The sequence below is a fragment of the Phaeovulum sp. W22_SRMD_FR3 genome (assembly GCF_052113705.1).
GTDB lineage: Bacteria > Pseudomonadota > Alphaproteobacteria > Rhodobacterales > Rhodobacteraceae > JBGQOG01.
Genome location: NZ_JBGQOG010000013.1, coordinates 112,990 through 129,481 on the forward strand (window position 1 = coordinate 112,990; position 16,492 = coordinate 129,481).

Annotated in this window: 15 protein-coding genes; 8 read left to right on the plus strand and 7 right to left on the minus strand. The window is 65.4% G+C overall.

What is annotated here, in order from left to right:
• Positions 1–52: 52 nt before the first annotated feature.
• Positions 53–2,935, plus strand: a complete 2,883-nt coding sequence (locus ACEN2S_RS15970; protein ID WP_441867675.1) for an Rne/Rng family ribonuclease — start codon at positions 53–55, stop codon at positions 2,933–2,935.
• Between the two features lie 263 nt (positions 2,936–3,198).
• Here ACEN2S_RS15970 and ACEN2S_RS15975 read toward each other — a convergent pair whose 3' ends face one another.
• On the minus strand, positions 3,199–3,441 hold the full coding sequence (locus tag ACEN2S_RS15975; RefSeq protein WP_441867677.1) for a sulfurtransferase TusA family protein: 243 nt from the start codon (positions 3,439–3,441) through the stop codon (positions 3,199–3,201).
• Between the two features lie 154 nt (positions 3,442–3,595).
• On the opposite strand from ACEN2S_RS15975, the gene ACEN2S_RS15980 reads away from it, so the two are divergent.
• The 6 genes from ACEN2S_RS15980 to pssA all read left to right on the plus strand — a co-directional run bounded on the left by ACEN2S_RS15980 (position 3,596) and on the right by pssA (position 7,691).
• The gene (locus ACEN2S_RS15980) at positions 3,596–4,348 is read left to right on the plus strand and encodes a cytochrome c biogenesis CcdA family protein (RefSeq protein WP_441867679.1); all 753 of its coding nucleotides are present in this window, start codon (positions 3,596–3,598) and stop codon (positions 4,346–4,348) included.
• 33 nt (positions 4,349–4,381) lie between these two features.
• Entirely contained in the window at positions 4,382–4,819 is a 438-nt protein-coding gene (locus ACEN2S_RS15985; protein WP_441867681.1) for a PaaI family thioesterase, read from the plus strand.
• 141 nt (positions 4,820–4,960) lie between these two features.
• Positions 4,961–5,425, plus strand: a complete 465-nt coding sequence (rplM, locus tag ACEN2S_RS15990) for a 50S ribosomal protein L13 (RefSeq protein WP_441867683.1) — start codon at positions 4,961–4,963, stop codon at positions 5,423–5,425.
• Between the two features lies 1 nt (position 5,426).
• Complete coding sequence (rpsI, locus tag ACEN2S_RS15995) at positions 5,427–5,918, plus strand: 30S ribosomal protein S9 (RefSeq protein ID WP_441867685.1); 492 nt, start codon at positions 5,427–5,429, stop codon at positions 5,916–5,918.
• 277 nt (positions 5,919–6,195) lie between these two features.
• Complete coding sequence (locus tag ACEN2S_RS16000) at positions 6,196–6,894, plus strand: phosphatidylserine decarboxylase (RefSeq protein WP_441867687.1); 699 nt, start codon at positions 6,196–6,198, stop codon at positions 6,892–6,894.
• Positions 6,895–6,905: 11 nt separating this feature from the next.
• Positions 6,906–7,691, plus strand: coding sequence for a CDP-diacylglycerol--serine O-phosphatidyltransferase (gene pssA / locus ACEN2S_RS16005; protein WP_441867689.1), 786 nt, complete (start codon positions 6,906–6,908; stop codon positions 7,689–7,691).
• Positions 7,692–7,768: 77 nt separating this feature from the next.
• On the opposite strand, the gene ACEN2S_RS16010 is transcribed toward pssA, so the two are convergent.
• Positions 7,769–8,974, minus strand: a complete 1,206-nt coding sequence (locus tag ACEN2S_RS16010) for an MFS transporter (RefSeq protein ID WP_441867691.1) — start codon at positions 8,972–8,974, stop codon at positions 7,769–7,771.
• A gap of 102 nt (positions 8,975–9,076) precedes the next feature.
• On the opposite strand from ACEN2S_RS16010, the gene ACEN2S_RS16015 reads away from it, so the two are divergent.
• The gene (locus ACEN2S_RS16015) at positions 9,077–9,961 is read left to right on the plus strand and encodes a LysR family transcriptional regulator (RefSeq protein ID WP_441867693.1); all 885 of its coding nucleotides are present in this window, start codon (positions 9,077–9,079) and stop codon (positions 9,959–9,961) included.
• 9 nt (positions 9,962–9,970) lie between these two features.
• On the opposite strand, the gene ACEN2S_RS16020 is transcribed toward ACEN2S_RS16015, so the two are convergent.
• The 5 genes from ACEN2S_RS16020 to cyoA are packed head-to-tail and all read right to left on the minus strand — an operon-like array spanning position 9,971 to position 15,035.
• Positions 9,971–10,744: an SURF1 family protein gene (locus ACEN2S_RS16020; RefSeq protein ID WP_441867695.1), complete on the minus strand. Its 774-nt coding sequence runs from the start codon at positions 10,742–10,744 to the stop codon at positions 9,971–9,973.
• Positions 10,744–11,337, minus strand: a complete 594-nt coding sequence (cyoD, locus tag ACEN2S_RS16025) for a cytochrome o ubiquinol oxidase subunit IV (RefSeq protein WP_441867697.1) — start codon at positions 11,335–11,337, stop codon at positions 10,744–10,746. The genes ACEN2S_RS16020 and cyoD overlap by 1 nt, the downstream gene beginning before the upstream one ends.
• Positions 11,337–11,966 carry a cytochrome o ubiquinol oxidase subunit III gene (gene cyoC, locus ACEN2S_RS16030; RefSeq protein WP_441867699.1) on the minus strand — a complete coding sequence of 210 codons (630 nt, stop codon included), beginning with the start codon at positions 11,964–11,966 and terminating at the stop codon, positions 11,337–11,339. The genes cyoD and cyoC overlap by 1 nt, the downstream gene beginning before the upstream one ends.
• Complete coding sequence (gene cyoB, locus ACEN2S_RS16035; RefSeq protein ID WP_441867701.1) at positions 11,963–13,984, minus strand: cytochrome o ubiquinol oxidase subunit I; 2,022 nt, start codon at positions 13,982–13,984, stop codon at positions 11,963–11,965. Before cyoB ends, cyoC begins: the two co-directional genes overlap by 4 nt.
• The gene (cyoA, locus tag ACEN2S_RS16040; RefSeq protein ID WP_441867703.1) at positions 13,974–15,035 is read right to left on the minus strand and encodes a ubiquinol oxidase subunit II; all 1,062 of its coding nucleotides are present in this window, start codon (positions 15,033–15,035) and stop codon (positions 13,974–13,976) included. The genes cyoB and cyoA overlap by 11 nt, the downstream gene beginning before the upstream one ends.
• Between the last annotated feature and the right edge of the window lie 1,457 nt (positions 15,036–16,492).

Sequence of the window (16,492 nt, forward strand, 5' to 3'; positions counted from 1 at the left end):
CGGCGCCCGCCTCCGGGTCCGCGACGCGATGCTGCGTGCGAGAATTGGATACATGGCAAAGAAAATGCTCATCGACGCCACACATGCGGAAGAAACCCGCGTCGTGGTGGTGGACGGAAACAAGGTTGAAGAGTTCGACTTTGAGACCATTAACAAACGGCAGCTGGCCGGGAACATCTATCTGGCAAAAGTAACGCGGGTGGAGCCTTCGCTCCAGGCCGCTTTTGTCGATTACGGCGGCAACCGCCACGGGTTCCTGGCCTTCGCCGAGATTCACCCCGATTATTATCAGATCCCGACGGCGGACCGTCAGGCGCTGATCGAAGAAGAACGCGCCTATGCGGAAGCGGAAGCGGCGGAAGAGAACACCCGTTCGCGCCGCCGCAGCCCGAAACCGCAGGCCCGCGCCGAACGCGCGGCCCCGGCCGATGCGGTCACCCGCAGCGAAGACATTCCCGGCATGGGCGTTGTGGACACCGAGGGCGAAGCGGAAGCACCGCAGGCGTCCGTTGATGTGTCGGCCGATCATGACCACGACCACGCGCATGAGGGTCACGATCACGATCATGACCACGCGGGCGATGTCGCGGACACCCGGGATCACACCGGCGGCGATGATGAGATTGAATCCATCGCCGACGAAGATGTGTCGGAAGAGATCAACGTGGCGCGCAAGCCGCGTCCGCGCCGCTACAAGATCCAGGAAGTGATCAAGGTGCGCCAGATCATGCTGGTGCAGGTGGTGAAGGAAGAGCGCGGCAACAAGGGCGCGGCGCTGACCACCTATCTGTCGCTGGCCGGCCGGTATTGCGTGTTGATGCCGAACACCGCGCGCGGGGGCGGGATCAGCCGCAAGATCACCAATGTCGCCGACCGCAAGAAACTCAAGGAAATCGCCGGTGAGATGGAAGTGCCGCAGGGCGCGGGCCTGATCATCCGCACCGCGGGCAGCCAGCGCACCCGCACCGAGATCCGCCGCGACTATGAATATCTGATGCGTTTGTGGGAGCAGATCCGCGATCTGACCCTGCGCTCCATCGCGCCCGCGCCGATCTATGAAGAAGGCGATCTGATCAAACGCTCGATCCGTGATCTTTACTCGAAAGAGATCGACGAGGTTCTGGTCGAAGGCGAACGTGGCTACCGCGCCGCGAAAGACTTCATGCGGATGATCATGCCGACGCATGCGAAAGCCGTAGTGCATTACCGCGAGCAGCTGCCGCTGTTTGCCCGCTTCCAGGTGGAGAGCTATCTCGCCTCGATGTTCAACCCGGTCGTGCAGCTGAAATCCGGCGGCTATATCGTGATTGGCGTCACCGAAGCGCTGGTGGCGATCGACGTGAACTCCGGCCGCGCCACGAAAGAGGGCTCGATCGAGGATACGGCGACCAAGACCAACCTTGAGGCCGCCGAAGAAGTCGCCCGTCAATTGCGCCTGCGTGACCTTGCCGGTCTGATCGTGATCGACTTCATCGACATGGAAGAGCGCAAGAACAACACCGCCGTTGAAAAGCGCCTGAAAGACAAGCTGAAGACCGACCGCGCGCGCATTCAGGTGGGCCGCATCTCGGGCTTTGGTCTGATGGAGATGAGCCGTCAGCGTCTGCGCCCGGGCATGATCGAAAGCACGACGCAGCCCTGTTCGCATTGCCACGGCACCGGGCTGATCCGCTCGGACGACAGCATGGCGCTGCAGATCCTGCGGCAGATCGAGGAAGAGGGCACCCGCAAACGCTCGCGCGAGGTTCTGGTGAAGGCGCCGGTGGCGGTGGCCAACTACCTGATGAACGCCAAACGCGAGCATATCGCCGGGATCGAAGCCCGCTACGGCATGTCGGTGCGGCTTGAGGCCGATCCGCTGCTGGTCAGCCCGGATTTCTCGATGGAGAAATTCAAGACCGCAACGCGGAATGTGCCGGAGGTTTCGGCCTCGGTGGTGTCGGTGGATGCGCGTCTGATGGCCGAGATCGACGACGAGGTGGATCCGGATATCGAGGACGAAATCGAAGAGGTCGAAGAAGCGGAAGTTGTGGAAGACACCACGGCTGCGGCGGCCCCGGCGGCGGCGACCATCGGCGAAGAAGGTCCGAAGAAGAAAAAGCGCCGGCGTCGGCGGAAGAAGAAGTCGAACGGTGAGAATGGCGCCGCCGATCTGGATCAGGACGGCGACGACAGCGATGCCGATGGCGACGAGGATGACAGCGACGCCGAGGGCGATGAGGGCGTAAGCCAGCCGCTGGCGGCTGTGGCTGAAACGGCCGTGGCCGAGGCGGTTGTGGTGGCGGATGTTGCCGCCCCTGCAGCCCCGGAAACCGCGGTTGCCGCGCAGGCCGTTGTGACGGAAGCGGTTGCCGACAGCAGCGCCCCGGAAGCGGTGGCTGAGGTGGCGGCGGAACCCGCCGCGCCGGTGAAGGCAACCCGTAGTCGCTCGACCCGCTCCAAGGCGGCGAAAGCGGCCGCCGAGGCGGCACCGGTGGCCGAAGCGGCACCGGCTGCAGAGGCCGAAGCGGCGGCACCTGCGCCGAAAAAGACCACGCGGACGCGGGTGAAGAAGACCCCGGAAGTGGGTGAGGCGGCCCCGGCCAAATCCTCGTCGACCCGCAAGACGGCCAGCTCCACGCGTGCGCCCTCGACCCGGTCGCGGGCGAAGAAGGTGGTTGCGGCTGAGGCCGAAGCGCCCGTGACGGAAGCGGCTGTGACGGAAGCGCCCGTGACCAAACCGGCTGTGGTGACCCCGGTCGCCGAAGCTCCGGCCAGCGCGGCTGTGCAGGAAGCCCCTGCCGCTGTTGCTCCGGCCAGCGCCGCGCCGAAGGCCGATGCCGAGACGCTGGTGGCCGAAGCGCCGCGCGCTGCACCGGCGGCCGCGCCCGCCAGCGCCGAGGCGGATGACGGCTCGAAGCCGAAGAAACGCGGGTGGTGGTCGACCGGTCGCTGAGACCGCGCTCCACATGATTGCATTGCGCCGGGCCCCAGGGTCCGGCGTTTTGCTTTGGGCGGACTGCTGACGGTGCCGCTGGCCGGGGGCCTTGAGGCCCCGTGCCGCGCGGTGCAACGGATGGGGCAGGGGGCCTCAGGGCAGCATTGCGCAGTCGCTGCCCCACGCGGACATCGGCCGCTGCGGGCGGCCCCCGGGACAGCGCGCCGCAGTCCATTCTCAGTCGTCGGGGGTGGGCACCGGGCGTGGCGCAACCGATGCGCTCAGGCCGCCGGACGGTTCCCGCGGCGGATCAGATAGGTCTTGATGCCGTCCTGATCCTCGGCGCTGAGGAGGTGATGCCCGGCCTCGGCGCAAAAATGCGGCACGTCGAGCCAGCTGGCGCCATCCGTCGCGCGCAGCCGCACGACCGCGCCCGGCGCGAGCGCGGCCAGCACTTTGCGCGCCCGCAGGACGGGCAGCGGGCACAAGAGGCCAAGGGCGTCGATGTCGGCGGCGATCTGCATCCGGTTTGGCTAGCGCGCCTCGGGGGCTTTGTCCATCCGGGCGGAATGCGGAAAGGGGGCGCGCGGCTCAGCGCGGCGATTTGTCCACGCGGATGTGACCCGGGCGCGTGCCGCGATGGGTGACGGCGCGTCCAAGATCGGCTAAGCGGAGAGCATGTTCGGAATTGACCTCATCGACGCCGCCTTTCTGCCCGCCGCCGCGATTGCCGCGCTGGCGGGGCTCTTGTCCTTTCTCTCGCCCTGCGTGCTGCCGATTGTGCCGCCCTATCTGGCCTATATGGGCGGGGTCTCGGTGAGCGAGATGGACCGAGACGGCAATGCGCGGGCCAAGGCGTTGCTTGCGGCGGCGTTTTTCGTGTTGGGCCTTTCGACCGTCTTTCTCCTTCTAGGGGTGGCGTTCTCGGCCGTCGGCCGGGCACTGTTGCACTATCAGTACTTGTTCAGCCCCCTGGCGGGGGTAGCCATTATGATCATGGGCGCGCATTTTGTCGGGGTTTTTCGCATCACGTTCCTGATGCGCGAAGCGCGGGTGGAAACTGGCGACCGTGGTGGGGCCCTGCTGGGTGCTTATGTCCTCGGCCTTGCCTTTGCTTTTGGTTGGACCCCGTGCCTCGGGCCGATTCTGGCGGCGATTCTGGGCCTTGCGGCATCGGGTGGTGATCTCGCGCGGGGCGCTGGTTTGCTGGTGTTTTATGCGCTCGGGCTGGGTATACCCTTTTTGCTGGTGGCCGGATTTTTCCCCCAGCTGAAGGGTCTTGTGCAAATGATGAAGCGGCACGGCGAGCGGATAGAGCGGATCTCCGGCCTGCTCCTTTGGACGGTCGGTCTTTTGATGGTCACGGGACAGTTCTCTGTGATGAGTTATTGGCTGCTGGAAACCTTCCCGGGCCTTGCGAGCCTCGGCTGATCCGGCCATCCTGCCCGAAACCGGGGAGGGGTCATGCAAATCCAGATGGATGTGGCGGCGCTGAACGCCTTTGTCGTGGCGGAGTTTCCGCAGGTGGCCGATGATTTCCGCGTGGAAGAGGTCACGCCGGAGGGGCTGGTGATGCGCCTTCTGGTGGCCGAGCGGCATCTGCGCCCCGGCGGCACCGTCTCGGGCCCGGCGATCTTTGGACTGGCCGATGTGGCGATCTATCTGGCGATCCTGTCGCGGATCGGGCCGGTGGCGCTGGCGGTGACCACCAGTGCCAATCTCGACTTTCTGCGCAAGCCCGCGGCGGGGGTGGATCTGCGAGCCGAGGTGCGGATCCTGAAACTCGGCCGGGTTCTGGCGGTGGCCGAGGTGCTGATTTATTCCGACGGGCAGGGGGCGCCGGTGGCCCGCGCGGCGATGACCTATTCGATTCCGCCCGAAAGCCGGGGCAAAAACGCCTGAAATTTGGGGTATCTATATACCTATTTTGTAAGGCATTGTTATTGCTGTATTTATCGCGGATGAAGCCCCTTGATTTCAGCGCGGATGTAGCGCAAAAGCCCGCATCCGAATTGCTCAGGCTGACAAAAGGGCTGAAAGCTGATGAAAACCTATACCGCAAAACCGGCGGAGATCGAAAAGAAATGGATCCTGATCGACGCTGAAGGCGTTGTTCTGGGCCGTCTCGCCTCGCTCGTCGCCATGCGCCTTCGTGGGAAACACAAGGCAACCTTCACGCCGCACATGGATATGGGCGACAACGTGATCATCATCAACGCCGACAAGGTGCAGATGACGGGCGCGAAGCGTGAAGACAAACGTTACTACTGGCACACCGGCCACCCGGGCGGGATCAAGTTCCGCACCGCACGCCAGGTGCTGGAAGGTGCGCACCCGGAGCGCGTCGTGATCAAGGCGATCGAACGCATGATCTCGCGCAACCGTCTGGGCCGCGTTCAAATGTCGAACCTGCGTGTTTACGCCGGCGCCGAGCATCCCCACGTGGCGCAAGCCCCGGAAGTGCTGGACGTCAAAGTGCTGAACCCGAAGAACACCCGGAGCGCATAAGATGGCCGAAGAACTCAAATCCCTCGACGATCTGAAATCGGCCGTGGCGGGTACCCCCGCAGCCGCCGTTGCAGAAGCAATCCTGCGCACCCCGCAGCGCGACTCGCTCGGCCGTTCCTATGCGACCGGCAAGCGTAAAGACGCTGTTGCACGCGTTTGGGTGAAACCGGGCTCGGGCAAAGTGGTTGTGAACGGCAAGGAAATGGCCGTCTACTTCGCACGTCCGGTGCTGCAGATGATCCTGCGTCAGCCGTTCACCGTTGCTGGTGTTGAAGGCCAGTTCGACGTGTTCGCCACCGTTGCCGGTGGTGGTCTGTCGGGCCAGGCGGGTGCCGTGAAGCACGGGATCTCGAAAGCGCTGCAACTCTACGAACCCAGCCTGCGTGGCGCGCTGAAAGCCGCTGGCTTCCTGACCCGCGACAGCCGTGTGGTTGAGCGTAAGAAATACGGCAAAGCGAAAGCCCGCCGCTCGTTCCAGTTCTCCAAACGCTGATTGCGGGGGCCGTGGCCCCGGAGAGACACGAGACACGAAACGCGGTCCTTCGGGGCCGCGTTTTGCGTTTGGGGGTTGGCCCGCGCGGGATGCCAGGGCAGGGGCCGCGCTTCCCCTCGCGCCCTGCGGCGGGGCGGACCCTGGCCCTATTGCCCGTGGCTTTGGCAAAGGCGGGCTGCGACACCCTGTTGCGGCGGCAGACGTGCGGGAAGGTTTGCCGCTGGCGTCACTTTGCGCTAAGCAGCGGGGTCAATGCAGGAACAACCCCGGGGGACCCATGTCGGTCAGTATGCTTTCCACCTTCATCAAACCGATGCACCCGGAGGGGCGGCGCTTTGTGGCGATCTTTGCCGCGATCACCGTGGTCCTGTTCCTGATCTGGGATCCGCTCGGCTGGCTGGGGCTGGGCATCACCATCTGGTGCTACTATTTCTTCCGCAACCCCGAGCGCGTCACCCCGCAGCGCGAGGGTCTCCTGGTCAGCCCCGCCGACGGGGTTATCTCGTTGCTCGAGCCTGCGGTGCCGCCGGCCGAGCTGAACCTCGGCGATCTGCCGCTGACCCGGATTTCGGTCTTCATGAATGTGTTCAACGTGCATGTGAACCGCGCGCCCATCGCGGGCAAGATCTCGGCGGTGGCCTATCGCCCGGGGAAATTCTTCAACGCTTCGCTCGACAAGGCCTCGGTCGACAATGAGCGCAATGGCATCGCGATTGAGCTGGCCGATGGCCGCCAGATCGGCGTCGTGCAGATCGCCGGTCTGGTCGCGCGCCGCATCGTCTGTTTCGTGAAGCCGGGGCAGGTGGTGGATACCGGCGAGCGGTTCGGGTTGATTCGCTTTGGCTCGCGGCTGGATATTTACCTGCCGGAGGGCGTGCAGCCCTTGGTGTGCCTTGGTCAGACGATGATCGCGGGCGAGACGGTTCTGGCCGATCTCACCTCGGATGAGGCGGCCCGCAAGGGCGGCATTCGCTGAAGGAGACGTTGATGGACAGCACCCCCCCGCGTGACCCGAAACCGGACCCGCGCCGCGACCCGCGCCCGCTGGATGGCCGGCAAGAGCCGCTGCCCTTCCTGATGCTGGTGCCCAATCTGGTCACCATGGCGGGGATGTGCATCGGTCTGACGGCGATCCGCTTCATCTTTGTCGGGCGGTTCGAGATTGCGGTGGGGCTGATCCTTCTGGGGGCGCTGATCGACGGGCTGGACGGGATGATCGCCCGCCGCCTGCGCGCCACCTCCGAGTTTGGGGCGGAACTCGACAGCCTGTCGGATTTCCTGAATTTCGGCGTGGCGCCCGGGCTCCTCGTCTATCAATTCGCCCTAACACAGACGAGCGGGCTCGGCTGGGTTTTCGTGCTCCTCTATGTCAGCTGTGCCTGTCTGCGGCTGGCGCGGTTCAACGTGGCGCGGGCCGAGCCGCAGCCGGGCGGCGCGCATTTCACCGGCGTGCCCTCGCCCGCCGGGGCGATGCTGGCGCTGTTGCCGGTGTTCCTGACACAGGCCGAGATTTTCCCGATGCGGACGGTGCCGATGCTGGTCGCGCTCTGGCTGGGGATTGTCGGCGCGCTGATGGTCAGCCGGATCCCGACCTTCTCGCCGAAATCGCTGCGGGTGCCGCGCGCCTCGGTGATCTGGTTCCTGATCGGCACGGTGACGGTGGTGGGGATGGTCTTTACCCGCTTCTCGCTGCTGATGGTGCTGATTGACCTGCTCTATCTCGCGGGGCTGGTCCGCGCCGCCTGGTTGCACAAGCGCGGCAAACAGCACTGAGCCTTTCGGTTTCCCGAAAAAACCCACCCTTCGGCAATCCGGAGGGTGGGTTTTGTTTTGGCACTGTCTGTTCGGGTTCAGGCCGCGCGGCGGTGGGGCGCGCCCTGCGGGATCAGCGTGGCAATCAGCGCGGCGGCGGCCATTCCGCCCCCGGCGAGGGTGACGCCACCCCATCCCCCATGGGCCCAGGCAAAGCCGGCCAGCGCCGAGCCGAGCGCGCCGCCAAGGAACATGCCGGTCATGAAGATCGTGTTCACCCGGTTATGCGCCGCCCCGTCCAGCCCGTAGATGACATGCTGGTTCGCGACCAGCGCGCTTTGGCTGCCGAAATCGAGGAGCAAGGTCGCCGCCGCAAGGCCCCAGAGTCCGCTGAACCCCGCCATCAGCAGCCATGCCGCCAGCGACAGCGCCGCGGCGCCGATGGTCAGCGCACGCGGCCCCCAGCGGTCCGAAGCATGGCCGCTCAGCGGTGCGGCCACCAGCCCTCCGGCGGCGAGCAGGCCAAAGAGCCCCGCCACATCCGCGCCAAGGCCAAAGGCCGGGCTGGCGAGATAGAGTGCCAGCGAGGTCCAGAACACGCTGAAGGCGCCGAAGATGCCCGCCTGCACCATGGTCGCGCGGCGCAGGGCCGGTTCACGCCGCCACAGGCCCATGAGGGAATGCAGCGCTTGCGGATAGGAGAGTTGCGCCTGCGGCACATGCCGGGGCAGCACGCGGGCCATCGCCAGCGCCGCCAGCAGCGCCACCGGCGCCGAGAGCCAGAACATCGCCCGCCAGCCCTCGGCCGCGCCGATCAGCCCGGCCAAGGCGCGGCTGAGCAGGATCCCCGCAAGCAGGCCCGCCATCACCGTGCCCACCGTGGCCCCGCGCCGGTCGGGGGCGGCGAGGCTTGCGGCGAAGGGCACGATCTGCTGCGCCACCGTGGCCATCGCCCCCACCCCGAAAGAGGCGATCAGCAGGAAGACCGCCGTGGGCGAGAGCGCCGCCCCGACCAGCGCCAGCGCCAGCAGCAGGAATTGCCCGACGATGAGCTCCCGCCGCGGCAGGATGTCCCCGAGCGGCACCAGGAGGAGCAATCCCAGCGCATAGCCCAGCTGGGTGACTGTGGGCACCATGCCGACGGTGCCCGCACCGCCGAAACTGCTTTCCAACAGGCCGAGCATCGGTTGGTTGTAATAGATATTGGCGACAGCGATGCCGGTGGCGGCGGCCATCATGCCCAGACGCAGCGGCGTCAGCGCCGCGCCTGTGCCGTGGTTTGACGGTTGGGGGGATTGGGTCATGGGAGGAGGTCCTGATCGCGTTTCTCCAGGTGACTATCGCAGAGCATTGGCGGCAGATATAGTGAGGGAATTCTAGGCTCCTGTATCTCGGATTATGATATAATGGATGTGCTGTCAGTGGCGATCTTTCTGGCCTCGGTTGAGGGCGGCAGCCTTGCCGAGGCGGCGCGGCGGCATGGTCTGCCCGCGATGGCGGCGGGGCGGCGGTTGCGCGCGCTGGAGGCGGAACTGGGGGTGCGCCTTTTGCAGCGCACCACCCGGTCATTGGCGCTGACGCCGGAGGGGGAGACGTTTCTGCCCTATGCCCGCAATCTGATCGAGACCTCGGATCAGGCGCGCGCCGTGCTGGGGGCGGGGGCAGAGCGCGCGGGCGGGGTGCTGCGGGTCTCGGTTTCGAATGCTTTCGCGTCGAAAGTGGTGGCGCCGCTGGTGCCGCCGCTGTTGCAGGCGCATCCCGATCTGCGGCTGTCGCTGCATGTCAGTGACACGACGCCGGATCTGGTCTCTTCGGGGATGGATCTGGCGATCCGCATCGCCAATTTGCCCGACAGCGATCTGGTGGCGACGAAGCTCGCCCCGAACCGCCGCTGTCTGGTGGCGGCGCCGGCCTATCTGGCGGGGCGGGGGGTGCCGCAGGGGGCGGCGGATCTGGCGGCGCATGACATTCTGGGGCGGCCGGGCGAAACGCATTGGGCGCTGGAGACGCCGGAGGGCGCGCTGAACCTGCCTGTGCGGCTGCGGTTTTCCGCCACCAGTGTCGAGGCTTGTCATGCGGCCTGTCTGGCGGGGGCGGGGATCGCGCTTCTTGCCGCGTGGAATGTGGCCGAGGAGGTGGCGCAGGGGCGGCTGGTGGCCTTGAACCTGCACGATGCCCGCGTCACCGACACCGCGATCTGGGCGGTCTACCCCTCTGCGCAGATGATCCTGCCGAAGGTGCGGGTCTTCGTGACGGCGCTGCGGGGCGCGCTTCAGGGGCAGGCGGGGTGACGGCGCCGCTCAGTCCTGCGGCTGCCGCGCCCATTCGTGGCGCAGGAACAGGCCCCAGGCGACGAGGCACAGCGCCACCAGCGCGAACCAGGTCAGCGCATAGCTCAGATGGCTGTTGCGGAAGGAAATCACCGTCTGGCCGCCGCGGGGCCAGGCCTGCGGATCGCCCAGATCCTGATCGACGAAATAGGGGGCGGCATTGGTCAGCCCCTTGGCCGCGGTGATCGAGGCGATGTCGCGGCGGTACCATTGCCCCGCCGCCGGGTCATTGGCGCGCGAAAACAGCCAGCCCTTGGCCTCGGAGATGCGCAAGAGGCCGGTGACGGTCTGCTCCCCCTCGGGCGGGGTGCGGGTGGCGGGGTCTTTCAGCGCCTCGGGCACCTGACCGCGGTTGACCATCACCACGGTCCCATCGTCGCGCGCGAAGGGGGTGAGCACCCAATAGGCAGGGCCCTGATCGGAGGGGGTGTAGATCTGCACCTCTTCCGCGTTCAGGAAATGCCCGGTCAGGGAGATGCGGCGGTATTCGTCACCCTCGGCGGTGATGTCGGGCCATTGCCCGGGGGCGGGGGCGGCGACGGGGGCGGCATGGACGCGGGCATCCACCCGCTCGATCAGCGCCAGTTTCCAGTGCAGGCGCTGGATCTGCCAGAGGCCAAGCGCGCCAAAACCCGCGATCCCCGCCAGCGCGAGGCAGGTGATCAGCACGATCAGCGCCCAGCGGCGGCCGCCCCCCCGCCGGGCGGGGGAGGGGGCCGCGGAAAGGGGATCCGCGGCCGCCATCAGGGGTTCATCTGCATGGGTTTGCCATCGGGAACGGGCATCTGCATGCCAGTGCCGTGGTCAGCGCCGTGGTCAGTGCCGTGCTCTGCCCCATGATCCGCCCCATGGCCGGTGCCGTGGTCCATGCTGTGGCCGCTGCCCCCTTGCATGGTGGTGCCCTGCGGCATTTCCATCGGCAGCGAGGCTTCGCCCTGCATGTCCATCTGCATGTCCATATGCGAGGGCATCGGCATCATATTGGCGTTCATGTTGTGCATGACCCAGAGCGAGCCTGCCAGAACGATCACCAGAATGACCGCCGCAAAGACCGTGGCGGCCAGCGTCCAGCCGCCCTCGCTGTCGCGGTCGAGATGCAGGAAGAACACCAGATGCACGAGGATCTGTGCCGCGCCAAAGCCCATGATCAGGCCGATGGTCCAGAGGCGCGGCAGTTCCACCTCGCCCATCACCAGCGCGAAGGGCACGATGGTGAGAAGAACCGCCAGCACAAAGCCGGTCATCAGGCGGCGCATCGAGCCGTGGCCCCCGTGGCTGCCGTGGCCCCCGTGGTTACCATGACCGCCGTGGTGCTGCGTTTGAGACTCTGCGCCCATCAGACCAACCTCACCAGATAGACAAAGGAAAACACCCCGATCCAGACCAGATCCAGGAAGTGCCAGAACATGCTCAGCGTCGCGAGGCGTTGCATGTTGGCGGGGATCAGGCCGCGGATGCGGATCTGCGCCACGAGGGTGATCAGCCAGATCAGACCGGCGGTGACATGGAGGCCATGCGTGCCGACGAGGAGGAAGAAGGCCGAGAGGAAGGCCGACCGGTCCGGCCCCGCGCCGATGTGCAACAGGTGGCGGAACTCGTAGATCTCCATGCCGATGAAGGCGAGGCCGAAGAGGCCGGTGATCAGGAGCCAGGCGATGGTGCTGCCCTCGCGCCCTGCTTCGGCACGGATCATCGCCACGCCGAAGGTGACCGAGGAAATCAGCAGAAGCGCGGTTTCCACGGCGATGAAGCCCGGTTCGAACAGATCCAGCGGGCCGGGGCCACCGGCAAAGCCACCGCCGAGCACGGCATAGGCTGCGAACAGCGCGCCAAAGATGACGCAATCGCTCATCAGGTAGATCCAGAAGCCGATGGGCGTCGGGCTTTCATGGTGGTGATCGGGGTGATGGTCGGGGCCGTGCGGCCCCTCCACCACGCCGGTCAGCGGCGTGTCGATCATGGTCATGCCGCGTCTCCTTTGCGTTCGGTCGCCGCGACGGTCCCGGCGGGGATCCAGTGGTCACGGTCGTAGTTGAAAGTATGGGCGATGGCGGTGCCGATGCAGGCCACCAGGGCCAGGGCGGCGAGCCACCAGATGTACCAGACCATCGCAAAGCCGAAGGCGAGGGCGAAGGCGGCGATCACCACGCCGGTGGCGGTGCCGTTGGGCATGTGGATCGGGTGGTACTGGGTGGACCAGCGGAACCCTTCCTCCTTCATGCGCCACCATTCATCGATCCCGTGCACGGTGATGTTGTGCGGGAAGTTATAGGCGGCGGGCGGCGATTGCGTCGCCCATTCGAGGGTGCGCCCGTTCCAGGGGTCCGCGCCACAGGCCAGTGCCGCGCGGTTCTTCACCGACACATAGAAGGTGATGAAGGTGCAGATGATGCCACACAGGATCAGCACGGCGCCAAGGGCGGCCACGATGAAATAGATCTGCCAGGCCTGATCCTGATACTGGCTGATGCGGCGGGTGACGCCCATCAGACCCAGCGCATAGAGCGGCATGAAGGCCATGTAGAAGCCGATGCACCAGAACCAGAAGGTGCGGCGGCCCCAGCGGTCGTCCAGCGTGAAGCCAAAGGCCTTGGGCCACCAGTAGGTGACGGCGGCATAGACCCCGAACACCACGCCGCCGATGATGACATTGTGGAAATGCGCCACGAGGAAGAGGGTGTTGTGCAGCTGGAAGTCAACCGGCGGCACCGCCAGAAGAACGCCGGTCATGCCGCCGATGGCGAAGGTGACGATGAAACCAATGGTCCAGAGCATCGGCACTTCAAAGCGCACGCGGCCGCGGTACATGGTGAAGAGCCAGTTGAAGACCTTGACCCCTGTCGGCACCGAAATGATCATCGTGGTGATGCCGAAGAAGGCGTTCACATCCGCGCCCGAACCCATGGTGAAGAAGTGGTGCAGCCAGACGACAAAGCTGAGCACCATGATCGCGGCGGTGGCCCAGACCATCGTCTTGTAGCCAAAGAGCGGCTTGCCCGAATAGGTGGCCACGATTTCGGAGAAGACGCCAAAGATCGGCAGGATCAGGATGTAGACCTCCGGGTGACCCCAGATCCAGATCAGGTTGATGTACATCATCGGGTTGCCGCCGAAGTCATTCGAGAAGAAATGCGTCCCGAGGTAACGGTCGAGCGTCAGCATGGTCAGCGTGGCGGTCAGCACCGGGAAAGCGGCGACGATCAGCACGTTGGTGCACAGCGTGGTCCAGGTGAAGACCGGCATGTCAAAGAGACGCATCCCCTTGGCGCGCATCTTGAAGATGGTGGCGATCAGGTTGACGCCCGAGAGCGTCGTGCCGATGCCCGCGATCTGCAGTGACCACAGGTAATAATCCATGCCCGGCCCGGTGGAGAAGGCCCCGCCGGACAAAGGCGGGAAGGCCAGCCAGCCGACACGGGCGAACTCCCCCACGAAGAGCGAGATATTGACGAGGAGCGCGCCCGCGACCGTCATCCAGAACGAGAAGTTGTTCAGAAAGGGGAAGGCCACGTCGCGCGCGCCGATCTGCAGCGGCATGACATAGTTCATGATGCCGGTGACAAAGGCCATCGCCACGAAGAAGATCATGATCACCCCATGCGCGGTGAAGACCTGATCATAGTGGTGGGGCGGCAGGTAGCCTTCGGCCCCGCCCGCGGCGAGCGCCTGTTGCGCGCGCATCATCAGCGCATCGGCAAAGCCGCGGATCAGCATGATGAAGCCGAGCACCATATACATGATGCCGATCTTCTTGTGGTCGACGCTGGTCACCCAGTTGCGCCAGAACGGCCCCCAGAGGCGAAAGCGCGTCATCAGGATCAGGCCCAGAAGCCCGCCGAGGCAGATCGCGGCAAAGGTGCCGACAAGGATCGGCTCATGATAGGGAATCCAGTCGAGGGTCAGCCGGCCAAAGAGCGGCGAGACCGGCGTATCGATCGCGGTGATGGCCGCCGAGGTGGCGGCGAGAGGGGCTTCAGTTGCCATGGGTCAGTTCCTTGCCCGGCAGAAGCGAGGACAGCTGCAGCAGGCCACCTTTGGGCGGCTCGGCAGGGGTCTCGGTCTGCGGTTTGTTCAGCGGCACGCCGAAGCCGTCGATGGCGCGTTCGCTGTCATATTCATATTGCGGTTTGTTCTTGATGCCTTCGAGGCCGCCGCCGCCCTGCATGTCCTGCATCATCATCTGATCGGCACAGACCTTGCCCGGCGTCACGCACATGCCGCGGATCTTGTCGAAAAGACCCGGTTCGACCGAGGCGTAATAGCTGACCGGATTGGCGATGGAGGGGGCTTCGAGGGCGGGATAGGTGGCCGAGGTCAGCGCGGCATCCCCGGCGCGGACCTGCGTGACCCAGGCGCGGAAATCCGCCTCACCCATCGCGCGGGTCTTGAAGGTCATCTCAGAGAAGCCGGGGCCGGAGAAATGCGCCGAACGGCCCTCGAAGACGCCGGTGTGATCGGCGATCAGATGCAGTTTGGTCTGCATCCCCGGCATCGAATAGACCATCCCCGCCAGCGCGGGCACCGAGAAAGTGTTCATCATCGTCGAGGAGGTCAGCCGCAGGTTGACCGGGCGGTTGGCCGGGATGGCCAGCTCATTGACCGAGGCGACGCCGAGTTCGGGATAGATGAACAGCCATTTCCAGTCGAGCGAGACCGCCTCGACCACCAGGGGTTCCCCCGCCACATCGAGCGGGCGGTAGGGGTCCAGCCGGTGGGTATAGATCCAGGTGAACGTGCCAAGGGCAGCCACGATGGCGATGGGCACCCCCCAGATCACCACTTCCAGCTTGTTCGAATGCGCCCAGGTCGGGGCGTAATCGCGGGTGTCCTCGCGGTCGGCGCGGTAGCGCAGCGGGAACCACAGGGCCATGAAAATGACCGGAACAATGATAATCAGCATCAACAGCGTCGAAATCACCAGCAGGTCGCGTTGCTGCTCGGCCACCCACCCCGAGGGGGCGAGGATGTCATAGCGGCAACCCGACAGCGCGGCGACAGCGCCGAGCAGCAAAAGGGGTTTGAGTAGTTTTTGCACGTTTGCCTCGAAGATCTTGCCGGCCGGAGAGGGGAGGTTCTCCGACCGGCGGGCGGTACGGACGCACCGGGGAGGCGGCGCATCCGTGGGGAAGGCCTCAGCGGTTAGGCCCCTCCCGACCAGATCTGGATAGGTCATTACGTCGCATCACAAAGCCGTTTTGCGCAGGTTCTGGCCGGGCTCTCGGCGAAAAGTTGCGGATGAGATATAGGTATTCCTGTTGAAAAATAGGGACTTCCGGTGTGGCGGCGCGGGGGATGTCCAAGCGGATCCGGAGATCGAACCCGCTGTTTTGCTGCGACAATCCGTCCATCCGCGCGATCGGGTTCAGGCTCACAATCCGGTGAGGCCAGGTGGCGGGGGCGGTGGTTTGTGCGTTTTTGAGGCGCGGCGGCGCTTTCCGCAGCACTGAGGTGACGCTTCTCAGCACGGCGGGCGACTCAGGCTACCCTTCGCCGCGCGACGGGCTCTGCGCCTGAGGGCAAGCGGCGTGCCTGACGAGATCTGCGGCGTGGCCCGGGCGTGAACGGGCTTTCGGCTCTCAGAGTTATGCTCCCCTGCGCCGGGGCGCGGGACGCGTGGCCCTCCCGTCTCGTCGGCGCTCGCCTTGCGGTGCGCTCTGTGCCTCAGACGGCCGCCCCGGCGTGATCCGGCCCGGCGCGATCCGGCCCGTTCCGGCGCCGTGGTGCCTGCGCAGGGTCAGGTCATGCGAGCGGCGCGATAGTCGTCCGCCCCGGCGCTGCTGTACTGTGTATCGTCAGTGGGAGGCAGACCGGGCGCTGCCGGAATGGGGGGGAGCGCGACGTCCTGCGCCCCGCGGCGCGCCACCCGCCTCCGGCAGGGTGTCACCAGAGCAGGGAGCTCCGGATGACAGGGGCCGTTTTGATTTCGCCCGGAGGCCCGCGCCGCAGGGGTCGGCCTCATGCCTTGACGCCCTGGGTCATGTGCACGTGGTTTTCTTCCTGAGAGCCCGCGCGCGCGTGGGGGTTGATGGTGCGGGGGCTCTGCCCCCGATCGCCTTTGGCGATTCCCCCGAGGTATTTGGGCCAAGAAGAAGGGGTGGGGGGCGGATTTGGGGGAATCGTTTGGGGGCGATTCTGGTCTGATTCTGGGGGGTTCTGTGGATAAGTGGGTTTTGGGGGTGCTGTTGTGTTGGGCGGTTTGCGGAAAAAATCCAAGAAACATTGAGGATTCTGGGGGAATGTCATTTTTCTGCAAAAAAGGGGTTGCGGGTGTCGGATGTTGGGCCTAGAAACCGCCTCACCGAAGCGCAACAACGCGACGGGACGCGGAACGGCCCAGACGGCAACGAACGGGACGGGAAGCGGTTGGAGATCGGATGGGCGTGGCGCGCTAGATTGATTTAGCGCACCGTGTTTGATTTTGTCTCTGTGCTCTTTGAAAATTTGGATTACTGAAGAGATATGTGGGCGGTTTGGTCCGGTTCGATGGACGAA

Bases quoted from the DNA above. Each gene is read 5' to 3' on its own strand.
- ACEN2S_RS15970 (WP_441867675.1), top strand. From the start codon at position 53: ATGGCAAAGAAAATGCTCATCGACGCCACACATGCGGAAGAAACCCGC.
- ACEN2S_RS15975 (WP_441867677.1), bottom strand. From the start codon at position 3,441: ATGCAGATCGCCGCCGACATCGACGCCCTTGGCCTCTTGTGCCCGCTG.
- ACEN2S_RS15980 (WP_441867679.1), top strand. From the start codon at position 3,596: ATGTTCGGAATTGACCTCATCGACGCCGCCTTTCTGCCCGCCGCCGCG.
- ACEN2S_RS15985 (WP_441867681.1), top strand. From the start codon at position 4,382: ATGCAAATCCAGATGGATGTGGCGGCGCTGAACGCCTTTGTCGTGGCG.
- rplM (WP_441867683.1), top strand. From the start codon at position 4,961: ATGAAAACCTATACCGCAAAACCGGCGGAGATCGAAAAGAAATGGATC.
- rpsI (WP_441867685.1), top strand. From the start codon at position 5,427: ATGGCCGAAGAACTCAAATCCCTCGACGATCTGAAATCGGCCGTGGCG.
- ACEN2S_RS16000 (WP_441867687.1), top strand. From the start codon at position 6,196: ATGTCGGTCAGTATGCTTTCCACCTTCATCAAACCGATGCACCCGGAG.
- pssA (WP_441867689.1), top strand. From the start codon at position 6,906: ATGGACAGCACCCCCCCGCGTGACCCGAAACCGGACCCGCGCCGCGAC.
- ACEN2S_RS16010 (WP_441867691.1), bottom strand. From the start codon at position 8,974: ATGACCCAATCCCCCCAACCGTCAAACCACGGCACAGGCGCGGCGCTG.
- ACEN2S_RS16015 (WP_441867693.1), top strand. From the start codon at position 9,077: ATGGATGTGCTGTCAGTGGCGATCTTTCTGGCCTCGGTTGAGGGCGGC.
- ACEN2S_RS16020 (WP_441867695.1), bottom strand. From the start codon at position 10,744: ATGGCGGCCGCGGATCCCCTTTCCGCGGCCCCCTCCCCCGCCCGGCGG.
- cyoD (WP_441867697.1), bottom strand. From the start codon at position 11,337: ATGGGCGCAGAGTCTCAAACGCAGCACCACGGCGGTCATGGTAACCAC.
- cyoC (WP_441867699.1), bottom strand. From the start codon at position 11,966: ATGACCATGATCGACACGCCGCTGACCGGCGTGGTGGAGGGGCCGCAC.
- cyoB (WP_441867701.1), bottom strand. From the start codon at position 13,984: ATGGCAACTGAAGCCCCTCTCGCCGCCACCTCGGCGGCCATCACCGCG.